This window comes from Streptomyces sp. NPDC058221, from assembly GCF_042882365.1.
Classification (GTDB): Bacteria; Actinomycetota; Actinomycetes; order Streptomycetales; family Streptomycetaceae; genus Streptomyces.
Window position 1 is genome coordinate 37,285 of the sequence record NZ_JBHVWF010000008.1, and the last position, 25,762, is coordinate 63,046.

Below are 25,762 nucleotides of genomic sequence, written 5' to 3' on the forward strand. Positions count from 1 at the left end.
GGCGGGCGCCCGCGTCACGCCAGTACCGTGCTGGGCCGTCGGGCCAGATGGCGGGTCAGCGGAAGCGTCGAGGAAACCAGGACCAGCAGCACGACGCCCGCCCCCGTACCCCACCACGCCGACGCCGGGAGGCCCGACAGCGGTGCTCCCGCGGACGCCCCCAGCGGGAGCGTCACCGCGCAGGCGACCGCCGCGCCCGCGCCGAAACCCGCCGCGGCGATGACGGCCCCTTCGAGCAGCACCATCCGCACGACCTGGCCCGCCGCCGCGCCGACCGCCCGCAGCAGAGCGAGCTCGCGCCGCCGTTCCGCCGTCAGCATCACCATCGTGTCGGCCGCGACGAGTCCCGCGAAGCTCGCGTACAGAGCCGTGCCGAAGATGTCGATCCACGACGGGACCGCCGCTGTCGCCAGGGCCGCGAACTTCACCAGCGAGAACGCGACCACCAGCGCCACCGGTGTGATGGCGGACGACAGCCGGCGGGACCTCGCACGGTTGTTGACCATCGCCAGCTCGCCCACGGCGCCGTCGCCCAGCACCCGCAGCACGACCGCCGTCAGGGCCGTCACCAGGCGCCCGATCGCCGGGCCCGCCAGCGCGACCACCACCAGATGGGCGAGGAGCACCAGCGGCAGAAGCTCCGCCGCGTCCTCGGGCGGGGCGTGCGAGGCCACCAGGGTGAGCGTCACCGCACCCGCCAGCGCCACCAGCGCGGCCAGCACCCGCACGGGTGTCATCCCGCGGCGGGGTACGGCCGCGTCCCCGAGCGCCGCGGCCGGGCGCGACCTCGCCGGCCGGTGCGCGGCCAGCAGCCCGCCGAGCTGGCTCGTCACCACGAGCACTCCCGCCGCCGCGGCCAACGGCAGCCACCCCACCGTCAGCCGCACACCGGCCGGGACCAGGTCGTGTGCGGCCATCCCGTCGAACCACACCCGGGCCAGCAGCCGCCCGAGCACGTATCCGACCGGCAGCGCGGGCAGCGCCGTCAGCAGCGCCTCCACCGCGACCATGCGGCGCAGCTGCCACGGAAGCACTCCGACGGCCCGCAACAACGCGTTCTCCCGCGCGTGTTGGGAGACGGCCAGCGCCATCACCTGGCCGATCACGAAGATGGACAGGTACACGGTGACGATCGTGAATCCGGCGCCCATCGTCGCCAGGTCCTCGGTATCCGCCGAGGACGGCGCACCCGAGGCCGTCCGGAGCATGGCGACGGACGCGGTCACGACCGTCGCCGCCAGCACGAGCACCGCGAACACACCGCCGAAGGCGGCGGGCCGGGCGCGCACGGAGGCCCGGGCGAGTCCGCCGATCATTCGGCCACCGCCTCGGCGAGCGCCGGGCCCGCTCCCCCGAGCGCCCGCATCCGCGCGGCAATCTCCTCGGCCCCCGAACCAAAACCGGAACCGGAACCGAAACCGGGCCCGGCCCCCGAACCGGCCCCTCCCACCACCCCGTTCGGCCTCAGCTCGTCCACCAGCAGGCCGTCCTTCAGGAACAGCACCCGGTCCGCCCACGCCGCGGCCAGCGGATCGTGCGTGACCATCAGCAACGTGGCGCCCAACTCCGAGACCGCACTGCGCAACAGACCGAGCACCTCGTCGGCCGAGGCCGGGTCCAGCGCCCCGGTCGGCTCGTCCGCACACACCATCTCGGGCGCGGTGACGAGCGCCCGGGCGATGGCGACGCGCTGCTGCTGGCCGCCGGACAGCTCGCCCGGCCGGCTGCGCGCCCGCTCGGCGAGGCCCACCCTGCCCAGCATCCGTCGCGCCCGCTCCCGGTCCCGCCGGCCCCCGGCCAGCCGCAGCGGGAGCATGACGTTCTGCTCTGCGGTCAGGGCCGGCAGCAGGTTGAACGACTGGAAGACGAACCCCACCCGGGTCCGCCGCAGCCGGGTCAGCCGCCGCTCCCCCATCCCCGCGATCTCCTGCCCGCCCAGCCGCACACTGCCGGCCGTGGGCCGGTCCAGACCGGCGGCGCACTGGAGCATCGTGCTCTTGCCGGAACCGGAGGGCCCCATCACCGCCGTGAAGCTGCCGCGCGGCAGCTCGACGTCGATGCCGCGGAGCGCGTCCACCGCGTACCGCCCCCGGCCGTGCCGTCGGGCGACCCCGCGCATCCGCAGCGCCAGGCCATCCCCTGGACCTCTGTCCGCTGAACCTCTGTCCGTGCTGTTCTCCCGCATTCCTCCACGTTAGGAATCAGCAGGTCACACGGGCGATGGAGCAGCCACCCGGATTCACGGTTCGGAAAAACCGAACCGCGTGGGACCGCAGCACGTCCTAAGGGCTGTCCCGCCAGGGGTCACGGGACAGCCCTTAGGGTTTGCGAGGTGGGTGTCATCGGGGAACTGCGAGCGGGTGGGGTCGGCGCGGCCGGCCGACAGTACGGGAGCCGGGACGGGGAGCCGGGCGGCCGGCCCTGGTGGCGGCGGCAGGCAGTGCCGCTCACCGCTGTCGCCGTAGTGGTTCCGCTGTACGTCGTCTGGGCGGCCGTCCTGGCCACCGGCGGCGGCGACCTGGCCGCGCAGCTCGCCTGGTCGGGCTTTACCGCACGCCATCCGGAATCCGCGTACAACCTCTCCTGGTACGGCGGGATCCACACCGCCGGTTACAGCGTCTTCTCCTCCTACCTGATGGCCTTCCTCGGGGTCCGGACGGTATCCGTGGCCGCCGGGATCGCCGGGTCGTGGCTCATGGCCCTGCTCTTCGTCCGCACCGGTACACGGCATCCGGTCCTTCCGTCGGTACTCGCCTCGATCACGCTGTGGTGCAACGTCGCCTCGGGGCGTACGACCTTCGCCCTCGGCGTCACGATCGGGCTGGTCGCCTGCCTGTACGTCCGCCGCACCGTGGTCCCCGTGGCGGCGGGGGCGCTGGCGACGATGGCCAGCCCGGTCGCCGGGCTGTTCCTCGTCGTGGCGGGGGCGGCCTACCTCCTGGACCGGCAGTGGCGGAAGGGGGCCGTGCTGATCGTGCCGTTCTTCGTCGTGGTGGGAGCCATCGCCCTGCTCTTCCCCGGCGGCGGCGAACAGCCCATGCACAGCGGCCGGCTGTGGATGCCGCTCGTCGTCTGTGCCGCGCTGGCCGCCGCGGCGCCGCCGGGACGCGAATGGCGCGTCACCCGTTACGGAGCGGTGGTGTACGCCGTCGGCGTCCTCCTCACCTTCCTCGTCGCCTCCCCGATCGGCACGAACGTCGAGCGGCTCCTCGGTCTCGTCGCCGTCCCCGTACTGCTCGCAGCGCTCCTGGCGCTCGTCCGGGACAGGTCGTGGGTGCGCATCACCGTGATCGCCGTGGCGCTCGGGCTCTCCGCCAACTGGCTGGCCGACAAGACGATGGACGATCTGACGGTCTCCGACCGTGTGCCGTCCTGGGCCGCCCACACCGACGGCGTGGTCCGCGAACTGCACCGCCGCGGCGCCGGACGCACCCGTGTGGAGGTCGTCCCCGCCCGCAACCACCGGGAGGCGACCGTCCTGGCCCGCCATGTGAACATGGCACGCGGCTGGAACCGCCAACTCGACGTGGAGCGGGGGCGGCTCTTCTACGACGGGACACTGTCCCCGGCCACCTACCGTGCCTGGCTGGACCGTTGGGCGGTGGGTTACGTCGTTCTGCACCACGGCAAGCCGGACGGCCCCGCCGAGGCCGAGGCCGCGCTGGTGCGGAGGGGACTTCCCTGGCTGCGGCGGGTCTGGCAGGACGACGGCTGGACCGTCTACCGGGTGCGCGACGCGGTGCCTCTCGTGCCGGCCCCGGCCGAGGTCCTGAGCAGCGACGAGGCCGATCTGGTGGTCCGGGTCCCGAAGGCGGGCTCGGTGACCGTACGGCTCGCGTACTCACCCTGGCTGCGGGCGCGCCAGGTCGGCCGGGCAGGCGCCGTCGGGTGCCTGCGGCAGGACGGCGAGTGGACGGAGCTCACCGTGCCGAGGGGCGGCACCTACCGGCTCGACTCGGCCTACGGTCTCTCCCGCGCCGCCGGCCGCTGCTGAGGTAACGGGCTCGCGCCGGGCGCAGCGGTGTGCGCGGGCTCCCGCCCGCGCGGTGAGCGGTGTGCGCGGGCACGGGCCGCGCGGTGAGGCTTCGGCAACGTCCGGGCAATGAAATATCGCGGAAACACCCGGGTCCTCATGACGAAACACGCGCCGGTCACGCTCTCATTCGTCCGACCGTACGCCGCCCGAGGAGGACTCCCCCGTGACCCCCGTGACCGTGGCCGCGGAAGGCCTCGACACAGGCGACACCGCCTGGCTGCTGGCCGCCACCGCCCTCGTCCTGCTGATGACTCCGGGGCTGGCCCTGTTCTACGGCGGCATGGTCCGCACGAAGAGCGTCCTCAACATGCTGATGATGAGCTTCGTCTCGATCGCGCTGGTCACCGTCGTCTGGCTGCTCGCGGGCTACTCGCTGGCCTTCGGCGACGACGTGTTCGGCGGCCTCCTCGGCGGCCTCGGCCACCTCGGCATGGCGGGTGTCGGCCCCGGCACCCTCACCGGCAGCGTCCCCACGCTGTTGTTCACCACGTTCCAGCTGACCTTCGCGATCGTCACGGCGGCACTGATCAGCGGGGCGATCGCGGACCGTACGAGGTTCGCGGCCTGGCTGGTGTTCGTACCGGTGTGGACCCTGCTCGTATACGCTCCCGTCGCCCACTGGGTGTGGGGGCCGGGCGGCTGGATCAAGGACTCGCTGGGCGCGCTGGACTTCGCCGGCGGCCTGGTGGTGGAGATCGCGTCCGGGGCGTCGGGTCTGGCGCTCGCCCTGGTGGTGGGTCCGCGCATCGGGTTCAAGAAGGACGCGATGCGTCCGCACAACCTGCCCATGGTCATGCTCGGCGCCGGACTGCTCTGGTTCGGCTGGCTCGGCTTCAACGGCGGCTCCGCCCTCGGCGCCAACGGCCTGGCGGCGGCCTCGGTCCTCAACACGCTCGTCGCGGGCTGCACCGGCCTGCTCGGCTGGCTCTTCGTGGAACAGAAGCGCGACGGCCACCCCACCACCTTCGGTGCGGCCTCGGGCGCCGTCGCCGGACTGGTGGCGATCACCCCCGCCTGCGGCACGGTCGGCATCGTGGGCGGCGCCGCGGTCGGGCTCACGGCCGGCGTCGTCTGCTCGTACGCGGTCGGGTGGAAGTTCCGCTTCGCCTACGACGACTCGCTGGACGTGGTCGGCGTCCACTTCGTCGGCGGCATCGTCGGCACCCTGCTCATCGGCCTGTTCGCGACCGCCACGATGACCGGCGGCGCGGAGGGGCTGTTCTACGGGGGCGGGGCGGCGCAGCTCGGCCGGCAGGCCGTCGCCGTCCTCGCGGTGGCCGCGTACACGTTCCTCATGACGTACGGGATCGGCACGGCGATCGACCGGCTGATGGGTCTGCGGGCCTCCGCGGAGGAGGAGCTGACGGGCCTCGACCAGACGCTGCACGCGGAGAGCGCCTACGATCACGGCGCCCTGGGCCATGGCTCCGTGCAGCCGGCGGTCCGGCCGGCCCAGCTCCCGAAGGACAGGAAGCACGCACCGTGAGGATCGACACCGCCGTCGCCGGTCCGGGCGGTCCGGACCAGCCGTAGGCCCTAACGCCGTTTCAGCAGGCCGCTGTTCATCGCGACGACCACCGCACGCGTGCGGTCGTTGACGTCGAGCTTGGCGAAGATCCGCAGCAGGTGGGTCTTCACCGTGGCCTCGCCGATGAACAGCCGGCGGCCGATCTCCCCGTTGGACAGGCCGTCGGCGACCGCGTCCAGCACCTCTGTCTCCCGGGCGGTCAGGGCGACGGGCACCGGCCGGCGCATCTTGGCCACCAGCCGCTGGGCGACCCGGGGGGCCAGTACCGTCTCGCCCCGGGAGGCCGCGTGGATGGCGTCGACGAGCTGCTCACGTGTGGCGTCCTTGAGCAGGTAGCCGGTGGCGCCCGCCTCCACGCCGCGCTCGATGTCCGCGTCGGTGTCGTACGTGGTCAGGATCAGCACGCGGGTGTCCGAGTGGCCCGCCACGATCTCCGTGGTCGCGCCCACCCCGTCCAGGACCGGCATGCGCAGGTCGAGCAGGGCCACGTCCGGGCGGAGCCGCTCGACGAGCCGGACGGCCTCCCGGCCGTCGCCCGCCTCCCCGACGATGTCGACGGTGGGCTCGGAGCCCAGCAGAGCGACCAGGCCGGCGCGCATCACCGTGTGGTCGTCGGCCAGGATGATGCGCAGCGGGGCGGCTTCTGCCGCGGGATCGGATCTCATGTCACACCTGGGACCTGTCGTTCAGCGGGATCGTGGCGAGGACGCGGGTGCCGTCCCCGAGCGAGCTGGTGACGGTGAGACCGCCGCCGAACTCCGCGAGGCGCCGGCGCATGCCGTCCAGTCCGAAGCCGTGGGAGTCCTCGACGACGAAGCCGCGGCCGTCGTCGGTCACCTCCAGCTCCACGGCCCCGGGCTGCCGGGCGAGCACGACGCCGACGGTGGAGGCGGCGGCGTGCTTACGGACGTTGGCCAGCGACTCCTGGGTGCACCGCAGCAGCGCGATCCGGGTGGGCTGGTCGCACTCGATGTCCGTCAGCTCCGCCGTCACCGTGAGACCGGTGTCCTCGGTGAAGCGGTCCAGGGTGCGGCGGAGCGTCGCCGCGACCGAGCCGGACGCCACCCCGCTGCTGGGCGCGGCGCCCACCAGCACCCGGGCCTCGGCGAGGTTCTCCCGGGCCGTCTGCTCGATGGACCGGAGCTGCTGGGCGCTCCGTTCGGTGTCCACGGCCAGCTGGGACCTGGCCGCCTCCGCCAGCACGATGATGGAGGCGAAGCCCTGGGCGAGGGTGTCGTGGATCTCCCGGGCGAGGCGCTCGCGTTCCTCCGCGGCCCCCTGCCGTTGGTAGACCTCCGCCAGTTCCAGCTGAGTGCTCTTCAACTCGGCGCGCAGGGCGGCCCGTTCATCGCGCTGGGCCAGCGCCCTGGGCGTCAGGACCGCCATCACGACGGCGACGGCCCAGACGGCCAGGGAGGAGATCGTGTTGGTGAGGAACACATCCGCCCGGCCGCCCTCCCGCAGACTGCCGCCGACGGTGATGGCCAGGGCTCCGAGACCGGTGAAGAGGACGGCGCCCCTGGGGCTGTCGGCGAAGACGATGAACTGGGTGAGCGTCACGGTGTAGAACACCCCGAAGCCGTCCCCGAGATACGAGACCCCGCCCAGCACCACGACGAGCACACAGAGATAGCCGTACGCGCTCAGCACCCGGTTGTCGGGGTGTCTGCGCACCAGCGCGTAGCAGAGGGCGAGCACGGCCATCAGCGCGAGCAGTCCGAGCTTCCGCCCCAGGGGCGTGCCGCCGAACATGGTGATCAGGGTGACCAGGGCGATCAGTGCCCAGGACAGGGCCTCCCAGCCGTGGAGCACCCAGATCCAGACCGGATCGCCGCGCTGCGGACGTCGAAGCATGCCGTCAGATTACGTGCGGGACGGAAGGTGCGGCCGGTGCGCCGTTCTCCGTACGCCGTGCGGGGCGCAGCGGCCGCCAGGCGCGCTCGCCGAGGAGCAGCAGCACGGAGGGCAGGATCATCATCCGGATGACGACGGCGTCCAGCAGCACCGCCACCGCCAGGCAGAAGCCCATCTGCTTCATCTCGGTGAGGTGCAGGAAGACGAAGGCGGCGAACACCGTGACCATGACCAGCGCCGCGCTCGTGACCACCTTCGCGGACCGGGCGATGCCGTCGAGTACCGCCTCGCGGGCCGTCATCCCGTGCTCCATGGCCTCCTTGATCCGGCTGACCACGAAGACCTGGTAGTCCATCGACAGCCCGAAGAGGATCACGAAGAGGAAGAGCGGCACCCTGGACGCGATGGCACCGAGCGAGTCGAAGTCCAGCAGGCTCTGTGCCCAGGTGCCCTGGAAGACCAGCACGAGTGCGCCGAGCGCGGCAGCGGCCGAGAGCAGGTTCAGCACGACGCCGATCAGGCCGACGACCGCTGAGCGGAAGGCCACCGCCGTCGTCACGAACGTGAGCAGCAGCAGGAATCCGATGACGAGCGGCAGTTTGCCGCGCTCGTGGTGCACGTAGTCCTGACCGCGCGCCACATCACCGCTGACGGCCGTGTCCACTCCCGCCAACGTGCCGACGGTGGAAGGGATGTACTGGTTGCGGAGGTGGTCAAGTGACGCGATCGCCGGGTCGGAGGGCGCCGGGTGGGGCACGCCCAGTTCCAGCACGCTGATCCGGCCGTCGTCGGAGGTCCGCAGTACGGGCTCGGCGTCGTGGGCGAAGAGCCGGTCCTCCTGGGCCCGTTGCCCGAGCTCCGTCAGCGCCTGCCTGACCTCGGGTGCCCGGCCGGGGGCGGAGCGGGCCACGACCTCGTGCCTGACGAGGAGTTCGGGAAACTCACCGGTCAGCCGGTCGTAGACCTGCATGGCCGGGATGCCGCGGGAGAAGGTGTCCCTGCCCGGGTCGATGAGCTTGAGGCCCAGCGCGGGTGCGGCCACGGCGAGCATGACCAGTACGGACACGCACAGGGTGATTCCCGGGTGGCGCTGCGCGGGGCGCATCAGGGCGCCGAACACCCGGCCGTTCTCGGGCTTCGCGGGCTTGGCCGGGGTGGTCGCTCCGCGCTTCGCCCGCCGGGCGGCCTTCCTGGCGGCGCGGCGTTCGGCGCGGTGGCCGAGCTTGACCAGCAGGGCGGGCAGCACGGTGAGCGAGCTGATCACGGCCACGGCGACGACCAGGATGGTGCCGGTCGCCAGCGAGGAGAAGATGACGTCCGTGGCGAGGTAGAGGGTGGCGGTGGAGACGATGACCGCGAGTCCGGAGACCACGATGGCGCGGCCGGCGGTCGCCGCAGCGAGCTCCACCAGCGCCTCGGGGCCGAGCCCGCCCTTCGCCCGGGCCCGTTCCTCACGTTCGCGCTTGAGGTAGAAGAGCGTGTAGTCGACGCCGACCGCGAGTCCGATGAGCAGGATCATGTTGGTGCCGACGCCGGGGTCGGGCATCAGGTGCGAGGCCAGCATGGCCAGGCCCATCGTCGCCGCGATCGAGGAGAGCGCCAGCAGCAGCGGCACCCCTGCCATCACGACCGAGCCGAAGACGATCAGCAGGATGACGAGCGTGACCGGCAGGGTGAGGCGCTCGGAGAGGGAGAGGTCCTCGCCGCGCTGGTCGTTGACTCCCTTGGAGATGGCGGGTGAACCGGACTCCTCCACGATCAGGTCCGGATGGCCGGCGGCCACCTTCGCCGTGGTGTCGAGGAGCGGGACGACGTTGCTCTTGGCGTCCAGTTCGGCACCCTTCATGACCACGCTCACGCGCAGGGCCGTGCCGTCCTTCGAGCGGACCGGCGCCGCCACCTCCGCCACCTCGGGGAGCGCGCTCATCCGGGTGGTGAGATCACGGGCCGCCGCAGTGGCCCGCGGCATGTCCAGGGAGCCGGATGCGGACCGGACCAGGACGTGTTCGGTGGGCCGGCGCTGGAGACCGCCGTCGGTGGCCATCGACTCGGCGTGGCCGGCCTCGCCGACCCAGAAGTCCTCGGTCGTGGCCGGGTTGTTGCCGGCGGTGATGCCCGCGCCGAGGCACAGCAGGACGAAGAGGAACCAGCCGACGATCGCTTTCCACGGGTGCCGCGCACTCCAGCGGGCCATGCGTACGGGTCGTAGTCTCATGCCGTAAATGCTGGTCCGTGAGGGCATCCGCCCGGCAGCCCCGGCCGGTGGAACCCGTTGTCCACCGGCCGGTGGACAACGGACCGGGGGCCTGCCCCCGTACGTTCGTCAGCGCCGGGCGCCGAGCCGGGCCTTGGCCTCGGGCCATTCGTCGGCGAGCAACGAGAAGCGGACCGTGTCGCGCCGGCTGCCGTCGGGGCGGCGGTGCCGGCGCGGCACGCCTTCGCTCAGGGTCACGGGAAGCGGGTCGTGGCAGGCATGCCGGAACCCTGAACCATGACGAGCCGGACAGAAAGAGATTACGTACTGGTGCAACATCGTCGGGAGGTTCAGCGCCCCTTGCGCAGGGCCGCCGTCGCGGCCCGGATCGCGGGCAGCTCGTCGTACAGCGCCTCGCCCGGGCAGTCGGTCTGATAGGCGTCGCGGTGGCCCGCTATGACGTGCAGGACGGCGGCCGTGCCCTTGGGGAACCTGCTCGCGTCGTTCGTGGAGACCAGCCGCACCGTGCCGCGCGGATCCGCGCCCGGCCGCAGCTTCCACGCCGCCACCTTCGCCAGGGCCCGTACGAGGGCCGGCGGCACCGTGGCCCCGCGGTCGTAGTTGCCCAGCACCGCTATGCCCACGCTGTCGGCGTTGAAGCCCGTGGTGTGCGCGCCCCGGACCGAACGCCCGATGCCGCCCGCCCGGCCCTCGTAGATCGTTCCGCACCGGTCGACGAGGAAGTTGTAGCCGATGTCGTCCCAGCCGTTGCCCTTGATGTGGGACTCCTCCACCGCCCGCAGCATGCGCGGCACGTCCCCGCAGTCGTAGTCGTTGGACTCCCCGGTGTGGTGGATGAAGACCGCCCGCACCGGGCCCGTGTACACCGCCGGCTCCCTGACCATGTGCTCGTCGGCCCGCCAGGCCGCCCGGCTGACGATCGCCGGCTGCGGCACCCCGCGCGGCACGGCACGGGACTGCTCGTGGGCGGGGGCGGATATGGGGAGCGCGAAGCGCGCCGGGGCGTCCCGCGGTATCAACAGGGTCAGCGGGAGGACCGCGGCGCCCAGCGCGAGTCGACGGGGCCACATGGAACCACCCTGCGGCCTCCCCGCCCGGTGCGCAGATACGGTGGCTGATCGGGTGAACGTGCCAGGTCAGTCGCTGTTCCGCCGCAGGAGCAGCTTCCACGGGGCGAGCGCGGACTCGATCTGCACCCGCAGCCCGAGCTTCGACTCACCGCTGACCCGCTCCTCGAACCGGATCGGCACCTCGGTGATCCGCAGCCCGCGCCGGACCGCGCGGTGGTTCATCTCCACCTGGAACGAGTAGCCGTTGCTGCGTACCGAGGGGACGTCGATCGCCTCCAGCGCCGAGGCCCGCCACGCCTTGAATCCGGCGGTGGCGTCCTTCACCCGCAGCCGCAGGATCGCGTTGACGTAGAAGTTCGCCCACGCGGACAGCGCCTTGCGGTGCCAGGGCCACTCCGTCGCGAGCGAGCCGCCCTCGACGTAGCGCGATCCGATCACCACGTCCGCGCCGCCGGCCGACAGCGTGTCGACCATGACCGGGACCGCGGACACCGGGTGCGAGAGGTCCGCGTCCATCTGGATCACCACATCGGCGCCCTCGGCGAGCGCGCGCGTCATCCCCGCCACATAGGCCCGGCCCAGTCCGTCCTTGGCGGTCCGGTGGAGCACCCCCACCACGCCCCCGGTCTCCACCGCGAGTCCGTCCGCCACCTGCCCCGTGCCGTCGGGCGAGTTGTCGTCCACCACGAGCACGTGCAGACCGGGCAGGCCCAGGTCCATCAGCAGGCCGACGAGGACCGGCAGGTTCGTCCGCTCGTCATAGGTGGGCACGACCACCACGATCTTCGGGGGCGTCTTCTCCACGGCCATCCCCTCACCGTACGGGTAGCGTCACACCGGCCGGACTCCGGCACGCACCTGCACGGCGCGGGCGATATTCTGAGCGGAGCGGCGCCGGTGACGGCCGCTGCGCGGCGGTGGGGCCCGCCGTACCCGAACCGCGGCCGGATCGCGCCGCCAACGGTCCCTACTTGCGTACGAGCGCGCCCGCGTCCGGCGGGCGCCCGGCAGGTAGGAGACGTGTGTCATCGAAACCCCCGAACCCACAGACCGCGGTCGTCGCGGTGGTCGCCCTGGGCGGCGCCGTGGGCGCGAGCGCCCGCTACGGGGCCTCGCTCCTGTGGCCCACGGCGGCGGGCGGGTTCCCGTGGACGACCCTCGTGGTGAACGTCGTCGGCTGCGCGGTGATCGGTGTGTTCATGGTGATCATCAGCGAGGTGTGGACGGCCCACCGGCTGGTGCGGCCGTTCTTCGGCACGGGCGTGCTGGGCGGGTTCACCACCTTCTCCACCTACGCCGTGGACATCGAGCGCCTCGTCGACGGGGGCCGGACCCCCGGCGGTCTGGCCTATCTGGGATTGACACTGCTCGCGGCCCTCGCGGCGGTGTGGAGTGCGGTGTGGCTGACACGCCGCGTACTGGCGTGGAGGCAGTCATGACGACACCGGTGACCGAGCGTGCCCTGCGGCTGACCGTGCTGGTCGGGGAGTCCGACCTCGCGCACCACAGGCCCGTGTACGCAGAGATCGTGCACCGGGCGCACGCGGCCGGTCTTGCGGGCGCCAGTGTGTTCCGCGGGATCGAGGGGTTCGGCGCCTCGTCGATGATCCACACCCAGCGGCTGCTCTCGCTGAGCGAGGACCTGCCGGTGGCCGTGGTGGTCGTGGACACCGAGGAGAAGGTGCGCGCGTTCCTGCCGCTGATCGAGGACCTCGTCGGCGACGGCCCGGTCGTCCTGGACGCCTGCGAGCTCGTGAGGTTCGGCGGGGCGGGGGAGCGGCGGTGAACTGGCTGCTGGTGATCGTCGGTGCGGCGGTCGGCGCCCCGCTGCGGTATCTGACCGACCGGGCGGTGCAGTCCAGGCACGACACCGTCTTCCCGTGGGGGACGTTCACGGTGAACGTGACCGGCTGCCTGGTGCTGGGGCTGCTGACCGGCGCGGTCACGGCCGGCGCCGCGTCCTCGCACGTCCAGCTGCTGCTCGGCACCGGACTGTGCGGGGCGCTGACCACGTACTCGACCTTCAGCTACGAGACGCTGCGGCTGGCCGAGGACGGCGCGCGGTTCTACGCGGCGGCCAATGTGGTCGCGAGCGTGGTGACGGGTCTCGGCGCGGTCTTCGTCGGCGTCACGCTCGCCGGGACCCTCTGGAGCTGACCGGCCCCGGTGTGATGTGCGGTGGTTCAGACGTCCTGTCCGGGCGTCCCCAGCGCGGCCGATGCCTGCTCCATGGGGCTGAGCACGACCGGAGCGGAGGGTGCCGGAACGGACCGGCAGGTGAAGCCGAGACGCCCGAGCGCCCTGGTCACCTCGGCGGCCGAGAAGTCGCGACGGTCCTGCCGGGTGATCACTTCACCCACCTGCTTGACCGGATAGACACGACGGCTGATGATCACCGATTCCCCGGTGACGGGTTCGGGCTTGATGCCCTTCATCGATTCCTCTACCTCGTGCTTGAACAGGTCGAACGGAAAGCGGGCGATGACGCAGCGCATAGTGCCTCAACGGGGTCGGGGAGCGGAACCGGACGGGGACGCGGATGGCGGTCAGGCGGCACGAGCGCCGGGGGACCGGCGCTGAGCACCGCCGCCCCGCGGCTGGGAGGACGAAGTGGAAGAAGAGGACGACGCCGACGACGAGGTGCGCCGTGCCTGGGCCGGACGGCTGCGCCGGCCGCGGGAGGAGGAGCCGCCCTTGGGGCGCTCCGACACCGGCGACGTGATGACGACGGGCACACCCGAGGGCGCCTGCGCACCGGTGATCCGGCTCAGCTCGGCCTCGCCGGAGCGGACCTCGGCGATCTGCGGGGTGATCCCGGCATCCGACATCAGGCGCGTCATCTCGCGGCGCTGGTTGGGCAGCACCAGCGTGACGACACTGCCGGACTCCCCGGCGCGGGCGGTACGGCCGCCGCGGTGCAGGTAGTCCTTGTGGTCGCTCGGCGGGTCGACGTTGACGACCAGGTCGAGGTTGTCGACGTGGATGCCACGGGCCGCGACATTGGTGGCGACGAGCACCGTGACATGCCCGGTCTTGAACCGGGTCAGGGTGCGGGTGCGCTGCGGCTGGGACTTCCCGCCGTGCAGCGCCGCCGCCCGGACCCCGCTGTTGAGCAGGTGGTCGGTGAGCTTGTCCACGGCGTGCTTGGTGTCCAGGAACATGATCACGCGGCCGTCGCGGGCGGCGATCTCCGTCGTGGTGGCGTACTTGTCGGCGCCCCGGACGTAGAGCACGTGGTGCTCCATCGTCGTGACGGCACCGGCGGCCGGGTCGACGGAGTGGACGACCGGGTCGTGCAGGTAGCGACGGACCAGCAGGTCGACGTTGCGGTCCAGGGTGGCCGAGAACAGCATCCGCTGGCCTTCCGGCTGCACCTGGTCGAGCAGCTCGGTGACCTGCGGCATGAAGCCCATGTCGGCCATCTGGTCGGCCTCGTCCAGGACGGTGATGGAGACCCGGTCCAGGGAGCAGTCACCGCGCTCGATCAGGTCCTTCAGCCGGCCCGGCGTGGCGACGACGACTTCGGAGCCGCCGCGCAGCGCGGCGGACTGCCGGCCGATCGACATACCGCCGACGACCGTGGCCATCCGCAGCTTGAGCGAGCGGGCGTACGGGGTGAGCGCGTCGGTGACCTGCTGGGCCAGTTCCCGGGTGGGGACCAGGACCAGGGCCAGCGGGCGGCGGGCCTCGGCGCGCCGTCCCTCGATACGGGCCAGCAGGGCCAGACCGAAGGCGAGCGTCTTGCCCGATCCGGTACGGCCGCGGCCCAGTACGTCACGGCCGGCCAGCGAGTTCGGCAGCGTGGCCGCCTGGATCGGGAACGGCACGGTGACGCCCTGGGTGGCGAGCGCCGAAAGCAGGGCCGCGGGCATCTCCAGATCGGCGAAGGCCTCCACGGCGGGCAGCCCCGGGGTGATGGTCTTCGGCAGCGCGAACTCGCCCTGCTTGGCCGCGGGGCGGCGGCCGAAGCCACCGGAGCGCTGAGCGGGGGCGCCGAAGCGGCCCTGGCCGCCCTGACGGCTGGGTGCCTGCGAGCGGAAGCCGCCACCCGAACGGGAGCCGCCGGAAGGGGCGGAGCCACCGCTGCGGGAGGTGCGGGAAAAACGGTCATTGGAGCGAGATGTGCGGTCGCGGTTCATACGGAACCTTTCCTCGATATGGCGCGTATCGAGGAATTCATTGCGGCGACGAGCGGCACAAGAATCGCAAGAACGGGCCGTTGGCATACGTGAACGAAGCCCGGCGGCCGGTCTTGAGCCGATACGGACCCGGTCGAGCCGGGTCCGGCGCTTCGCAATGACGGGGCGGGTGGGCCGGCGGAGCAGGCCTGCAGTCACGTCACGGGGCTCCGGCGGGCCGGTGTTCCGGTCCGGGAGCCATGGCGGATCGTCCGCCGCACGGTGAAGATCTTGGTCCGGGCGGCTGCCCGGCAGCTCGTGGCGGGGGTACCGGCACGGCATCGCTCGGGGCTGGGCCCGTAAAAGCAACGAGCTGGGGCCCGCACCCCAAGGTGCGGGCCCCAGCTGCGCGAAAGCATCTCAGCGCATGAGCGCCGGAGCAATCAGGTTCACGCGGGGGTGATGTTCTCCGCCTGCGGGCCCTTCTGGCCCTGCGTGACGTCGAAGTTCACCTTCTGGCCCTCCTGCAGCTCACGGAAGCCGCTGGCGGCGATGTTCGAGTAGTGGGCGAAGACGTCAGCGCCGCCGCCGTCCTGCTCGATGAAGCCGAAGCCCTTTTCCGCGTTGAACCACTTGACGGTGCCAGTAGCCATGTTTTATCTCCTTCTGGGGCAGAGCCCGGGGACTCGCACTGTGCCAGTCCCGCGTCGCCGCGATGATTACCCCATCCGGATAATGAACCGGAAAATACAAAAGCGCACCCACCGGCCCATTTAGCCGAGGAGAGCACTTGGAGTCTTTGGGAACCACAACTGCAACTGAGATCTACAGTAGCACAATGAATGCGGCCGGGCGCGGCACGTAATTACACTCCACCCGGCGTGTCATAAACCCTCATCGCACATTGCATAAAATTCTGTGCTTGTCGCTGTAGATATTCGCCGTCCCGCGGGGCAGTGCTCCGGCCCCCGGCGCTGCGCACTCCCCCCTGATCCGGGACCAGAGGGGAGATTGCGGACAGCTCAGCCGCGCGTGAACCTCAGCGTGATCAGCTCGAACGGGCGCAGCGACAGCAGGACCCCGGCGTCACCGGACTCCGGGACCGGCGCGTCGGCCAGCGGTCGCTCCAGCAGATCGGTCACCACGAGGCCCGCGGCGTCGAAGCCGGTGGTGAGACGGACCCGGGCGCGGCCGCCCGTCGACTCGTAGAGCCGTACGACGAGGTCGCCGCTCGCGTCGTCCGCCAGCTTGACCGCGCTGACCACGACGGCGTCGTTGTCGACGGCCACCAGCGGGGCGACCTCCCGGTCACCCGTGATCCGGCGCTCCGGCAGGTTGATGCGGAAGCCCTCCCGGACCGCGTCGCCGATCGCGGCACCCGGTGCGAGCGCGTGCCGGAAGCGGTGCACACCCTGGTCGGTCTCCGGGTCCGGGAACCGCGGGGCGCGCAGCAGCGAGACCCGCACCGTGGTGGTCGTGCCCGCGTCCGACGCCCGGACCGTGCGGGTCACGTCGTGCCCGTACGTCGAGTCGTTGACGAGCGCCACGCCCCAGCCCGGCTCCTCCAGGTGGACGAAGCGGTGGTTGCAGGCCTCGAACTTGGCGGCCTCCCAGCTGGTGTTGGTGTGGGTGGCCCGGTAGAAGTGCCCGAACTGCGTCTCGGAGGCGTACCGCTCGGCGTGGATGTCCAGCGGGAACGCCGCCTTGAGGAACTTCTCCGTCTCGTGCCAGTCGGCCTCGGTGTCGATGTCGAGCCGCTTCACTCCCGGTGCCAGCGTCAGCAGCTGGGTGACCTTCGATGCGCCGAAGCTGCGGACGATCCGTACGGAGACGGCGCCGCCCTCCTCGACGGGGGTGAGCTCGTCGAGGTCCGTCAGGTCGGTGACGGTGTTGCGGTAGAACGCGTCGACGTCCCAGGCGTCCCACATGTTGGGGAAGTCCGGGTGGATCTGGAGCAGGTTCGCGGACTGCCCCGGGGCCACCGTCTCGCGGCCGGCGGCGATGTCGTACGCCGAGACGACCAGTCCCCGCGCGTCGATCTCCACCCGGAGCAGCTCGTTGTCCAGGACGAACCCGCCGCCCTCGCGCGGTGCGAGCCGGCTGCTCCCGCCGTCCGTGACGGGCGCCGCCGCACCGGCCGGGACACCGCCGCGGGCGTGCGGGGCGGAGTTGAAGAGGAGGGTCTCCCCCGTCGTGGAGTCACCGGCCAGGGCGCGCTGTGCGGTGTCGACGATGCCGTTCAGCTCCTCGGCGACGGCCGCGTACGTCTTCTCCGCCTCGCGGTGCACCCAGGCGATCGACGAGCCGGGCAGGATGTCGTGGAACTGGTGCAGCAGCACCGTCTTCCAGATCCGGTCCAGCTGCTCGTACGGGTAGTCGGCCCCGGTCCGCACGGCGGCGGTCGCGGCCCACAGCTCGGCCTCGCGCAGCAGGTGCTCGCTGCGGCGGTTGCCCTGCTTCGTCTTCGCCTGGCTGGTCAGGGTGGCGCGGTGCAGCTCCAGGTAGAGCTCGCCGACCCACACGGGTGCGTTGGGGTACTCCGCCTCCGCCTTGGTGAAGAAGTCGGTGGGCGTCTCCCACGTCACCGTCGCGGAGCCCTCCAGACTGCGCATCCTGGCGGCCTTGGCGATCATCTCGCGGGTGGTGCCGCCGCCGCCGTCGCCCCAGCCGGTCGGCGCGAGGGAGTGCTGCGCGACTCCCTTGTCCTTGAAGTTCTTCGCCGCGTGGGCGATCTCACTGCCCTTCATCGAGCAGTTGTAGGTGTCGACGGGCGGGAAGTGCGTGAAGATCCGGGTCCCGTCGATGCCCTCCCACTGGAAGGTGTGGTGCGGGAACTTGTTGGTCTGGCTCCACGAGATCTTCTGGGTGAGGAGCCACTTGGAACCGGCGGCCTTGATGATCTGCGGCAGGCCCGCCGCGAAGCCGAAGGTGTCGGGCAGCCACGCCTCGTCGTTCTCGATGCCGAACTCGTCGAGGAAGAACCGCTTGCCGTGCACGAACTGCCGGGCCATCGCCTCGGAGCCCGGCATGTTCGTGTCGGACTCGACCCACATCCCGCCGGACGGCACGAACCGCCCTTCCGCCACGGCCTTCTTGACCTTGGCGTAGACCTCGGGGCGGTGCTCCTTGATCCAGGCGAACTGCTGGGCCTGGGACATCGCGAAGACGAAGTCGGGCTCGTCCTCCAGGAGAGCCGTCATGTTGGACGTCGTACGCGCGACCTTGCGGACCGTCTCGCGCAGCGGCCACAGCCAGGCGGAGTCGATGTGCGCGTGGCCGACGGCGCTGATGCGGTGCGCGGACGGCTGCGCGGGCGTCGCGAGGACACCGGCGAGCTGCTCGCGGGCGGCGGCCGCGGTGCCGTTGACGTCCTGGAGGTCGACCGCGTCGAGCGCCCTGCCGACCGCACGCAGGATGTCCCAGCGGCGGGCGCCGTCGACCGGCAGCTCCTGCATCAGCTCACCCAGCACCTCCAGGTCCTGGACGAGGTTCCAGACGTGCTCGTCGAAGACGGCGAGGTCCATCCGGGCGAGGACGTACTGCGGCTCGCTGCCCGCGGTCTCCTTGTCGCCCAGCTGGGTCGGCAGGAAGGGGTGGTAGTCGAGGATGACCGGGTTGGACGCCGCCTCGATGTGCAGCAGCACCTCCTCGCCGCCCTCGGCAGGGGCCCCGACACGCACCCACTGGTTGCGCGGGTTGAGGCCCTTCACCGGGGTGCCGTCGGGGCGGTAGACGAGGCCCTCGCACTGGAACCCCGGCATGTTCTCGTCGAAGCCCAGGTCGAGCAGTGCCTCGACCGTCCGGCCCGCCCAGGCCTCGGGGACCGTCCCGGAGACCCGGAACCAGCAGGTGCCCCACGGGGCGCCCCACCGGTCGCCGACCGCGATCGGTTCGGTGGCACCGGCCAGCCCCTCCGCGACCGGGACGGGCTCACCCGGCGCGTTCCAGACGGCGACGTCCAGCGGTACGGATTCCGGGTATACGGCCGGCCGGATGCGCTCGTCCAGGACGCGCTTCAGACGGGCTTCGACCAGACTGCGGTCGTCGTGCATGAGGGTGGCTCCGTTGTCAGGTGGGTGCGGGCGGGGGTCTACCGGCGGTGTGCGGTGGTGGCGGAACGGGGCGCGGTCATCGGACCTCGTCAGGAGTGACTACCTCGGTGATACCGCGTGCGGCAAGGTGGCGGGGGTCCCCGGCCCCGCTCGCGAGGACGGTCGTGGGGCGGACCCCGTCCGCGGTGAGCCGGGCGAAGGCCTCGAAGACGTCGCCGCCGGGGCCGCAGGTGGAGCGGCGGGGCGAAGTCTCCTCGTCGCCGGTGTCGACGACGAGGGCCGTGGTCCTGGGCGCGGGCCGGTGGGTCCGGCCGCGCTGCTCCTCGACCATCCGGGCGATGGCCCGGCCGGCCGGCTTGACCTGCCGGTCGTTGGTCAACAGGCCCAGCCCGTATTCGAGTTCGGGGAAGTCGGCCAGCGAGCGGGACACGTCGTGCGAGCACCACCAGGTGACGCCCCAGACGTCCTCGCAGTCCAGCGCGTTCGCGACGGTCGCCTCGGTGAACGCGGCGGCGTGCTCGGCGGGGATCAGCGGGGCGGGGGCGCCGACCTCCTGGAGCCACACCGGCCGGTGCGGGTCGAGCGCCCAGGCCTTGGAGAGCTCGATCAGATAGGCGGCGTGGTGCTCGGTGGCGGTGCCGGTGCGGCCGTGCCGCTGGGCGGTTCCGTTGAAGACCCAGGAGTGCACGGCGGTGGCGGCCCCGAGCCGGGCGGCGTGCGCGGGAGTGAAGGCGTGGTCGTCCTGGTACCAGGACGCGTCGTACTCGGCGTGCAGATGGAGCTTGCCGGGCGCCCCCTCCTCGCAGGCCTCCAGCATCCGGGTCAGCCAGCTGCCCGCCTGTTCGGGGGTGATGCGGTCCGGGTCGGGGTGCGGGTCCCCGGAGAACTGGTTGATCTCGTTGCCGAGCGTCATCCCGATGAAGTGCGGCCGGTCGGCGAGGGCCGCGGCGAGCGTCCGCAGGTACTCGGCCTGGCCCGAGACCACATCGGGGTCGGTGAAGAGGTTGCGCCGGTGCCAGGTCCGGGTCCAGGCGGGCAGGAAGTCGAAGCTCGACAGATGGCCCTGGAGCCCGTCCACGCTGACGTCGAGCCCTCGTTCGGCGGCGGCGTCGGCCAGCTGGACGAGCTGCTCGACGGCGCGCGGCCGGATCAGGGTGCGGTTGGGCTGGAAGAGCGGCCAGAGCGGGAAGACCCTGATGTGGTCGAGGCCGAGACCGGCGATGGAGTCCAGGTCGGCCCGTACGGCGTCGAGGTCGAAGTCGAGCCAGTGGTGGAACCAGCCCTGGCTGGGCGTGTAGTTGGCGCCGAAGCGCAGCGGGGAAGTGCTCATACGGAACGGGGATCCTGGTTCTGTGGTGCGGGTGGCGGCGTCGGTCGGCCGGCGGGCCACGGTCAGCCCTTGACGGCGCCTTCGCCGACGCCCCGGAAGAAGAAGCGCTGCAGACCGGCGAACATCACGATCAGCGGGAGGACGGCGATGATCGTGCCCGCGGCGACGAGCCGTTCGTCGTTCGCGAAGGTGCCGTGCAGATAGTTCAGCCCGATGGTCAGGGTGAAGTTCTCCGGGTCGCTGAGGACGATCAGCGGCCAGAGGAAGTCGTCCCACGAGCCCATGAAGGCGAAGATCGCGACGACGGCGAGGGTGCCCTTGACGGCCGGCAGCGCGATCCGCAGGAAGCGCTGCCAGACGTTGGCGCCGTCCACGAAGGCCGCTTCCTCCACCTCCTGCGGGAGGTTCAGGAAGGCGTTGCGCATCAGCAGGACGTTCATCGCCCCGACGGATCCCGGCAGCAGCACACCCAGCAGGGTGTTGTTCAGCCCGAGATCACGCATGGTGGTGAACTGGGCGATGATGATGCCCTCCACCGGTACGAGCATGGCGAGGATGAAGGCCAGCGTCGCGGCCCTGCGGCCCCGGTAGCGCAGCCGGGCGAGCGCGTATCCCGCCAGCGCGGCGCCGACGCAGTTGGTGACCACGTTGGCGGCGGCGACCTTGAGGGAGTTGAACGCGTAGTCCCACACCGGGATGGTGTCGGCGACCCGGCCGTAGTTGTCCAGGGTCGGATCGCTGGGGAAGAACTTCGGCGGCGAGCTGAAGATGTCCTCGTTCGGACCCTTCAGCGAGGTCGAGAGCTGCCACAGGAACGGTCCCACGGTCAGCACCAGTACGGCGAGCAGCAGCACGTACCGCAGGACGAGCTGCCGGCCCGGGACGCGCCGGCCCTCGGCGTCGACGGTTTTCAGGAAGCTCACGCGTCCTCCTTGCGGTCGGCGCGCAGCACCAGGAGCATCAGGCCGACGGTGACGACGAAGATGACGACCGAGATGGCGGAGGCGTATCCGACCCGCCCGGTCAGCCCGGTGCCCACCCGCTGGACGAGCATCACCAGGGTGGTGTCCTCACCCGCCGGGCCGCCGGAGGGTCCGGCCATCAGATAGACCTCGGAGAAGACCTTGAAGGCGGAGACCGAGGACAGTGCCGCGACCAGCACCATGGTGGAGCGGATGGCGGGAACGGTGACGGTGAAGAAGCGGCGCACCACCCCGGCGCCGTCCACGGACGCGGCCTCGTGCAGCTCGCGCGGCACGTTCGCCAGCGCGGCCAGGTAAATGATCATGTAGTAGCCGAGGCCCTTCCAGACCGTGACCGTCATCGCGCTGCCCAGCAGCAGCCACTGGTCGCTGAGGAAGCCGACCTTGCCGATGCCCACCGCCTCCAGGAGCGCGTTGATCAGCCCCCGGTCGTCGAGCATCCACACCCAGATCAGGCCGACGACGACGATGGAGGCCACGACCGGGGTGTAGAAGGCGGAGCGGAAGAAGGAGATGCCGGGGATGTGCCGCTGGACGAGCATCGCCAGCAGCAGGGGCAGGATGACGAGGGCGGGGACGACGCCGAGGACGTAGAGCGCGCTGTTGCGCAGCCCGGTCCAGAACATCTCGTCGTGCAGCAGCTCCTGGAAGTTGTCCAGCCCGACGAACTTCCCCGGGACCAGGGTCCGGCGGTCGGTGAAGGCGTTGACCAGCGTGCTGAAGAACGGGTAGAGGATGAAGGCGCCGACCACGATCAGTCCGGGAGCCGCGAACAGCCAGGGGCTGAGCGGCAGATGACGGCTGATCCGGCGGACGGGGGTGGGGGCGGGGGCGGGGGTAGTCACTGGAGTGCTCAGCTCTGCTGCAGCAGCCGGTCACAGGCCTTGACAGCGTTGTCAAGTGCTTCCTTGGGGCTCTGCTTTCCCTGCAGGGCCTTGGCGATCTGGTTGCGCAGCTCGGTCTTCATCTGTTCGCTGAACAGCACCGGCGTGTAGTTGACGGCCGTCTTCAGGGACTTGGCGGCGGCGACCCGCACCCGGGTCTCGTCCGTGCCGTCCTCCTTGGTGAAGTACGGGTCGTCCAGCGAGCCGGCGGTGCTCGGGAAGATGGCGACCTTCTTGGCGAACTCCATCTGCCGGGTCGCGTCGGTCACGTAGTGGGCGAAGGCCACGGCGGCGGGCTTCTGCTTGGTCTGCGCGTTCACCATGACGCCCATGACGTACATGTTGGCCTTGCCGGTGCTGCTGACCTGGTCGGTGATCCCGATGTTCTTGTAGAGACTCGGGGCCTGCTTCTTGAAGTTGGCCAGGTCCAGCGCACTGCCGGGGTTCATCGCCACCGACTCGGTGAGGAACTTGTGGCCCGACGACTCGGGGGTCGCGGTCAGCGCCTGTGCGTCGAGGGCCTTGGCGTCGTACAACTCCTTGTAGTGGCTGAGGAGTTCCACGCCCTTGGCGTCGTTGAAGGCGAAGCCGGTGCCTTCCTTGTTCATCAGCTGACCGCCGTAGCGGCCGAAGTCCTCGATGGTGGGCACGTTCGCGAGGGTGGCGACCTCGCCCTTGCTCTTCGCGGCCAGCTTCAGCCCGTCCGCGAAGACCTCGTCATAGGTGGCCGGCGGCTTCTGCGGGTCGAGTCCGGCGTCCTTGAAGAGGCGCTTGTTGTAGAACATCGGCCCGGTGTTCAGGTACCAGGGGAAGGCGAACGTCCCTTCCGTGCCCGGTATCTGATGGCTCTGCCAGGCGCCGGGCAGGTACTCCTTGCGGTACTTGGACGCGGCCTTGTCGAGGTCCAGTGCGATGCCCGCCTTGGCCAGCGGGGCCACCAGGTCGGGCGAGACGTTGACGACATCCGGCAGGGTGCCGCCCGCCGCGTCCGCGCTGATCTTGTCCGCGTAGCCCTCGCCCGGCCGGTCGACCCACTTGACGTCCGTGCCCGGGTACTTCTTCTCGAAGTCCGCGATCACGCCGTTGAAGTAGTCCTTGAAGTTCGCCTGGAGGTTCCAGGTCTGGAAGGTGATCTTGCCTTCCACCTTGCCCGAGGCGTCGGACGAGCCCGACCCGGACCCGCCTCCGCAGGCACTCAGCGGCAGGACAGTGGCGAGGACGGCGGCAGTGGCGACTGCTCTGCGAGAGATACGCACGGTGAACGGCTCCTTTGCTCGGACCAGGCGTGCGGACGCTCGGGCCGGGGTTGTTCACCGGCCGGATACGTTCGCCCAGCAGACCCTGCAATGCGCGTGGGGGAAAGTCAATACATTCGCAGGAATCGGGCCAAGATTTTCGACATACTCCCTGGTCAAAGCCATGACAGAGCACATTCAAGATCCATGACTAATGCGCTTTAGGCCCTACCAGCTCAAGCGCATTAGTAGTCTGAGTGCTTCACTCGACCAATGGACCGGGAAGCCTTACGATGCCCCGGGGGCAGGCGAACCCGACGACCCGTGAGAGCCACAGGGAACGCAGGAAAGAGGCACCGCGTGACACCGAAGCGGCCGCCGGCCGGGGACACTTCACCGGCCAGACGCACACCCGCACGACGGCCGACCATGAAGGACATCGCCCAGCGGGCAGGAGTGTCGGAGAGCGCCGTCTCCTTCGCGCTCAACGACCGGCCGGGGGTTTCGGCGATCACCCGGGACCGAATCCGGCGCGTCGCCGAGCAGTTGGGCTGGCATCCGAGCACCGCCGCCCGCGCACTGTCGGGCGAGGGATCGGCCACCGTGGGTCTGGTGGTGGCCCGGCCGGCGGCGAATCTGGGCGTGGACTCGTTCTTCCTCCAGCTGATCTCCGGCATCCAGGAGGTACTGGCCGAACGCCGGCTCGGCCTGCTCTTCCAGGTGGTGGAGGACGTGCCGGCCGAGTGCGCCGTCTACCGCCGCTGGTGGGCGGAGCGGCGGGTCGACGGAGTACTGGTCGTCGACCCGCGCACCGATGACCCCCGGGCGCGGCTGCTGGACGAACTGGGGCTGCCCGGCGTCGTCATCGGCGCCCTCCCCGGCAGCGACACCGGCCCCCACCCAGGGCTCTCCCAGGTGCGCGCCGACGACGCGGGCGCGATGGCGGCCATCGTCGGCAGGCTGCACGAGCTGGGGCACCGGCGCATCGTGCACATCGCCGGGCTGCCCTCACTCGCGCACACGGACCGCCGCATCCGGTCCCTGCGCATCGAGGCCGACCGGCGCGGCCTGCCCGAGGTCCGCTCGGTGACCACGGACTACTCGGACACCGAGGGCGCGGCCGTGACCCGCCGGGTCCTGGAGCAGGACACCCCGCCGACCGCGATCGTCTACGACAACGACGTGATGGCCGCGGCCGGGGTGGCGGTCACGGCGGGGCTGGGGCTGCGGGTCCCGGACGACGTGTCGGTGGTGTCGTGGGAGGACTCGGCGCTGTGCCGGCTGACCGCGCCGTGGCTGACCGCGCTGTCCAGGGACACGGTCGCGTTCGGACGGCTCGCGGCGGGGGAACTGACCGCACTGCTCGACGGCGGCACGGCGCACACCGTGCAGGTACCGCTGCCCCGGCTGATCGAACGGGGCAGCACGGCCGGGGTGAACGGCGGACAGGGCAGCCAGGGCAGTCACGGCAGCTCTTAGGGCCTGCCCTGTCCGGCAGGGCGCGGCTCTCAGGGCGGGTGCGGGGCTGCGGTCGCCGGACGCGTCCTACGGAGCGTTCCGGTCCGGAGTGGGCCTGCGCAGCTCCTCGTTGAGCCGGAGCGCCTCTTCGAGCTGGTCCTCCAGGATCACGATCCGGCAGGCGGCCTCGACGGGGGTGCCCCCGTCGACGAGCTCGCGTGCGCGGGCCGCGATGCGGAGCTGGTAGCGGGAGTAACGGCGGTGGCCGCCCTCGGACCGCAGGGGCGTGATCAGCCTGGCCTCGCCGATGGCACGGAGGAATCCGGGCGTGGCGCCGATCATCTCCGCGGCGCGGCCCATGGTGTAGGCGGGGTAGTCGTCGTCGTCGAGACGGTCGGTGGCGTGCGGAGGGGAATCGGGGGGCATGTGCACCTGCCGCGTGTCGCCGACTTCGTTGACGGTAGGAGAAACTCTCGTTGTGCGAGCCATCGTCTCTATCATAGCCGCGACAGATTTCCCTGGCCGGACGGGGGAAGTTATCTGAGCGGGCCGCCCCGGGGCCATCGCTCCCGGCCCGCAGACCCCCGCTTTCCGCGGGCCCGTCGGCGGGTCCCGGTACGGGTTCGTCAAAAACGCTGACCGGCCGGTCAGTTGATGACTGCCTGACCTGGGGCCATAATGCACGTGTAGCCCTTCACGCATCCCCCGTCGTGAAGGGCTACACCTATATACGCGGGTATGCACGGCTTGCCCCGTTACGGGATCCTGCTTCACGTGCACATCACCGCTGATCTCACGGGCAAGAGACTCCCCTCGTGGTCCCCTGCCCGTGTTTTTTCGAGTTAACAGTGACGTAGAGTGTTTGCGCAACCCTGCTCCTGTGTACTGGAGCAGGATGTTCCACTACGTCCCCGTTCGGATGGGCCCATCGCGCTCCCGCACTGGGGAGGACGGCCCGGGTTGGTTACAGTACGAGCCCGTTGACCGAATCGGACACGC

22 protein-coding genes and 1 pseudogene are annotated in these 25,762 nt (G+C 71.0%); 6 read left to right on the forward strand and 17 right to left on the reverse strand.

The annotated features are described in order from the left end of the window. Positions 1–14: 14 nt before the first annotated feature. Together ACFVW8_RS04710 and ACFVW8_RS04715 are read right to left on the reverse strand one after the other, a co-directional pair. A complete protein-coding gene (locus ACFVW8_RS04710; protein ID WP_389686128.1) occupies positions 15–1,316 on the reverse strand; it encodes an FtsX-like permease family protein in 1,302 nt (433 codons plus the stop codon). Next, positions 1,313–2,185 carry an ABC transporter ATP-binding protein gene (locus ACFVW8_RS04715; RefSeq protein ID WP_389686129.1) on the reverse strand — a complete coding sequence of 291 codons (873 nt, stop codon included), beginning with the start codon at positions 2,183–2,185 and terminating at the stop codon, positions 1,313–1,315. Before ACFVW8_RS04715 ends, ACFVW8_RS04710 begins: the two co-directional genes overlap by 4 nt. 255 nt (positions 2,186–2,440) lie before the next feature. Here ACFVW8_RS04715 and ACFVW8_RS04720 point away from each other — a divergent pair, with 255 nt between their 5' ends. Both ACFVW8_RS04720 and ACFVW8_RS04725 read left to right on the forward strand, forming a co-directional pair. Continuing rightward, positions 2,441–3,994: a hypothetical protein gene (locus ACFVW8_RS04720; protein WP_389686188.1), complete on the forward strand. Its 1,554-nt coding sequence runs from the start codon at positions 2,441–2,443 to the stop codon at positions 3,992–3,994. A gap of 205 nt (positions 3,995–4,199) precedes the next feature. Continuing rightward, positions 4,200–5,522 (forward strand): ammonium transporter, encoded by a 1,323-nt coding sequence (locus tag ACFVW8_RS04725; RefSeq protein ID WP_389686130.1) that lies wholly within the window; start codon positions 4,200–4,202, stop codon positions 5,520–5,522. Positions 5,523–5,572: 50 nt separating this feature from the next. On the opposite strand, the gene ACFVW8_RS04730 is transcribed toward ACFVW8_RS04725, so the two are convergent. The 6 genes and pseudogenes from ACFVW8_RS04730 to ACFVW8_RS04755 form a co-directional block, all read right to left on the reverse strand. Next, positions 5,573–6,229, reverse strand: coding sequence for a response regulator (locus ACFVW8_RS04730; protein ID WP_389686131.1), 657 nt, complete (start codon positions 6,227–6,229; stop codon positions 5,573–5,575). Position 6,230: 1 nt separating this feature from the next. Beyond that, the gene (locus tag ACFVW8_RS04735) at positions 6,231–7,418 is read right to left on the reverse strand and encodes a sensor histidine kinase (RefSeq protein ID WP_389686132.1); all 1,188 of its coding nucleotides are present in this window, start codon (positions 7,416–7,418) and stop codon (positions 6,231–6,233) included. A gap of 4 nt (positions 7,419–7,422) precedes the next feature. Then, positions 7,423–9,633 carry an MMPL family transporter gene (locus ACFVW8_RS04740; protein WP_389686133.1) on the reverse strand — a complete coding sequence of 737 codons (2,211 nt, stop codon included), beginning with the start codon at positions 9,631–9,633 and terminating at the stop codon, positions 7,423–7,425. Positions 9,634–9,741: 108 nt separating this feature from the next. Continuing rightward, positions 9,742–9,858 (reverse strand): annotated as a pseudogene (locus ACFVW8_RS04745) (GNAT family N-acetyltransferase); the annotation flags it as partial. Positions 9,859–9,962: 104 nt separating this feature from the next. Then, complete coding sequence (locus ACFVW8_RS04750) at positions 9,963–10,703, reverse strand: peptidoglycan recognition protein (protein WP_389686134.1); 741 nt, start codon at positions 10,701–10,703, stop codon at positions 9,963–9,965. A 66-nt stretch (positions 10,704–10,769) separates the two neighbouring features. Continuing rightward, entirely contained in the window at positions 10,770–11,513 is a 744-nt protein-coding gene (locus tag ACFVW8_RS04755) for a polyprenol monophosphomannose synthase (protein WP_389686135.1), read from the reverse strand. 212 nt (positions 11,514–11,725) lie between these two features. Between ACFVW8_RS04755 and crcB (ACFVW8_RS04760) the strand changes: the two genes are divergently transcribed. Genes crcB (ACFVW8_RS04760) through crcB (ACFVW8_RS04770) form a run of 3 tightly spaced genes read left to right on the forward strand, consistent with a single transcriptional unit; the run spans position 11,726 to position 12,860 of the window. Continuing rightward, on the forward strand, positions 11,726–12,142 hold the full coding sequence (gene crcB, locus ACFVW8_RS04760) for a fluoride efflux transporter CrcB (RefSeq protein WP_389686136.1): 417 nt from the start codon (positions 11,726–11,728) through the stop codon (positions 12,140–12,142). Further along, positions 12,139–12,489 (forward strand): DUF190 domain-containing protein, encoded by a 351-nt coding sequence (locus ACFVW8_RS04765; RefSeq protein WP_389686137.1) that lies wholly within the window; start codon positions 12,139–12,141, stop codon positions 12,487–12,489. The genes crcB (ACFVW8_RS04760) and ACFVW8_RS04765 overlap by 4 nt, the downstream gene beginning before the upstream one ends. Then, positions 12,486–12,860 carry a fluoride efflux transporter CrcB gene (gene crcB / locus ACFVW8_RS04770; RefSeq protein WP_389686138.1) on the forward strand — a complete coding sequence of 125 codons (375 nt, stop codon included), beginning with the start codon at positions 12,486–12,488 and terminating at the stop codon, positions 12,858–12,860. Before ACFVW8_RS04765 ends, crcB (ACFVW8_RS04770) begins: the two co-directional genes overlap by 4 nt. Before the next feature lie 26 nt (positions 12,861–12,886). Here crcB (ACFVW8_RS04770) and ACFVW8_RS04775 read toward each other — a convergent pair whose 3' ends face one another. The 8 genes from ACFVW8_RS04775 to ACFVW8_RS04810 all read right to left on the reverse strand — a co-directional run bounded on the left by ACFVW8_RS04775 (position 12,887) and on the right by ACFVW8_RS04810 (position 23,326). Beyond that, positions 12,887–13,198 carry an SCO5918 family protein gene (locus ACFVW8_RS04775; RefSeq protein ID WP_389686139.1) on the reverse strand — a complete coding sequence of 104 codons (312 nt, stop codon included), beginning with the start codon at positions 13,196–13,198 and terminating at the stop codon, positions 12,887–12,889. 51 nt (positions 13,199–13,249) lie between these two features. Next, the gene (locus tag ACFVW8_RS04780; RefSeq protein WP_389686140.1) at positions 13,250–14,842 is read right to left on the reverse strand and encodes a DEAD/DEAH box helicase; all 1,593 of its coding nucleotides are present in this window, start codon (positions 14,840–14,842) and stop codon (positions 13,250–13,252) included. 428 nt (positions 14,843–15,270) lie between these two features. Next, on the reverse strand, positions 15,271–15,474 hold the full coding sequence (locus ACFVW8_RS04785) for a cold-shock protein (RefSeq protein WP_015609674.1): 204 nt from the start codon (positions 15,472–15,474) through the stop codon (positions 15,271–15,273). Between the two features lie 369 nt (positions 15,475–15,843). After that, complete coding sequence (locus ACFVW8_RS04790) at positions 15,844–18,873, reverse strand: alpha-mannosidase (RefSeq protein ID WP_389686141.1); 3,030 nt, start codon at positions 18,871–18,873, stop codon at positions 15,844–15,846. 76 nt (positions 18,874–18,949) lie between these two features. Further along, entirely contained in the window at positions 18,950–20,203 is a 1,254-nt protein-coding gene (locus tag ACFVW8_RS04795; protein WP_389686142.1) for a glycosyl hydrolase, read from the reverse strand. 62 nt (positions 20,204–20,265) lie between these two features. After that, complete coding sequence (locus ACFVW8_RS04800) at positions 20,266–21,126, reverse strand: carbohydrate ABC transporter permease (RefSeq protein WP_389686143.1); 861 nt, start codon at positions 21,124–21,126, stop codon at positions 20,266–20,268. Further along, a complete protein-coding gene (locus tag ACFVW8_RS04805) occupies positions 21,123–22,031 on the reverse strand; it encodes a carbohydrate ABC transporter permease (RefSeq protein ID WP_389686144.1) in 909 nt (302 codons plus the stop codon). Before ACFVW8_RS04805 ends, ACFVW8_RS04800 begins: the two co-directional genes overlap by 4 nt. A gap of 8 nt (positions 22,032–22,039) precedes the next feature. Continuing rightward, on the reverse strand, positions 22,040–23,326 hold the full coding sequence (locus tag ACFVW8_RS04810; protein WP_389686145.1) for an ABC transporter substrate-binding protein: 1,287 nt from the start codon (positions 23,324–23,326) through the stop codon (positions 22,040–22,042). Between the two features lie 408 nt (positions 23,327–23,734). Between ACFVW8_RS04810 and ACFVW8_RS04815 the strand changes: the two genes are divergently transcribed. Continuing rightward, positions 23,735–24,784, forward strand: a complete 1,050-nt coding sequence (locus ACFVW8_RS04815; RefSeq protein WP_389686146.1) for a LacI family DNA-binding transcriptional regulator — start codon at positions 23,735–23,737, stop codon at positions 24,782–24,784. 66 nt (positions 24,785–24,850) lie between these two features. Here the strand turns inward: ACFVW8_RS04815 and ACFVW8_RS04820 are convergent, their stop codons facing one another. After that, entirely contained in the window at positions 24,851–25,189 is a 339-nt protein-coding gene (locus ACFVW8_RS04820) for a MerR family transcriptional regulator (protein WP_389686147.1), read from the reverse strand. Between the last annotated feature and the right edge of the window lie 573 nt (positions 25,190–25,762).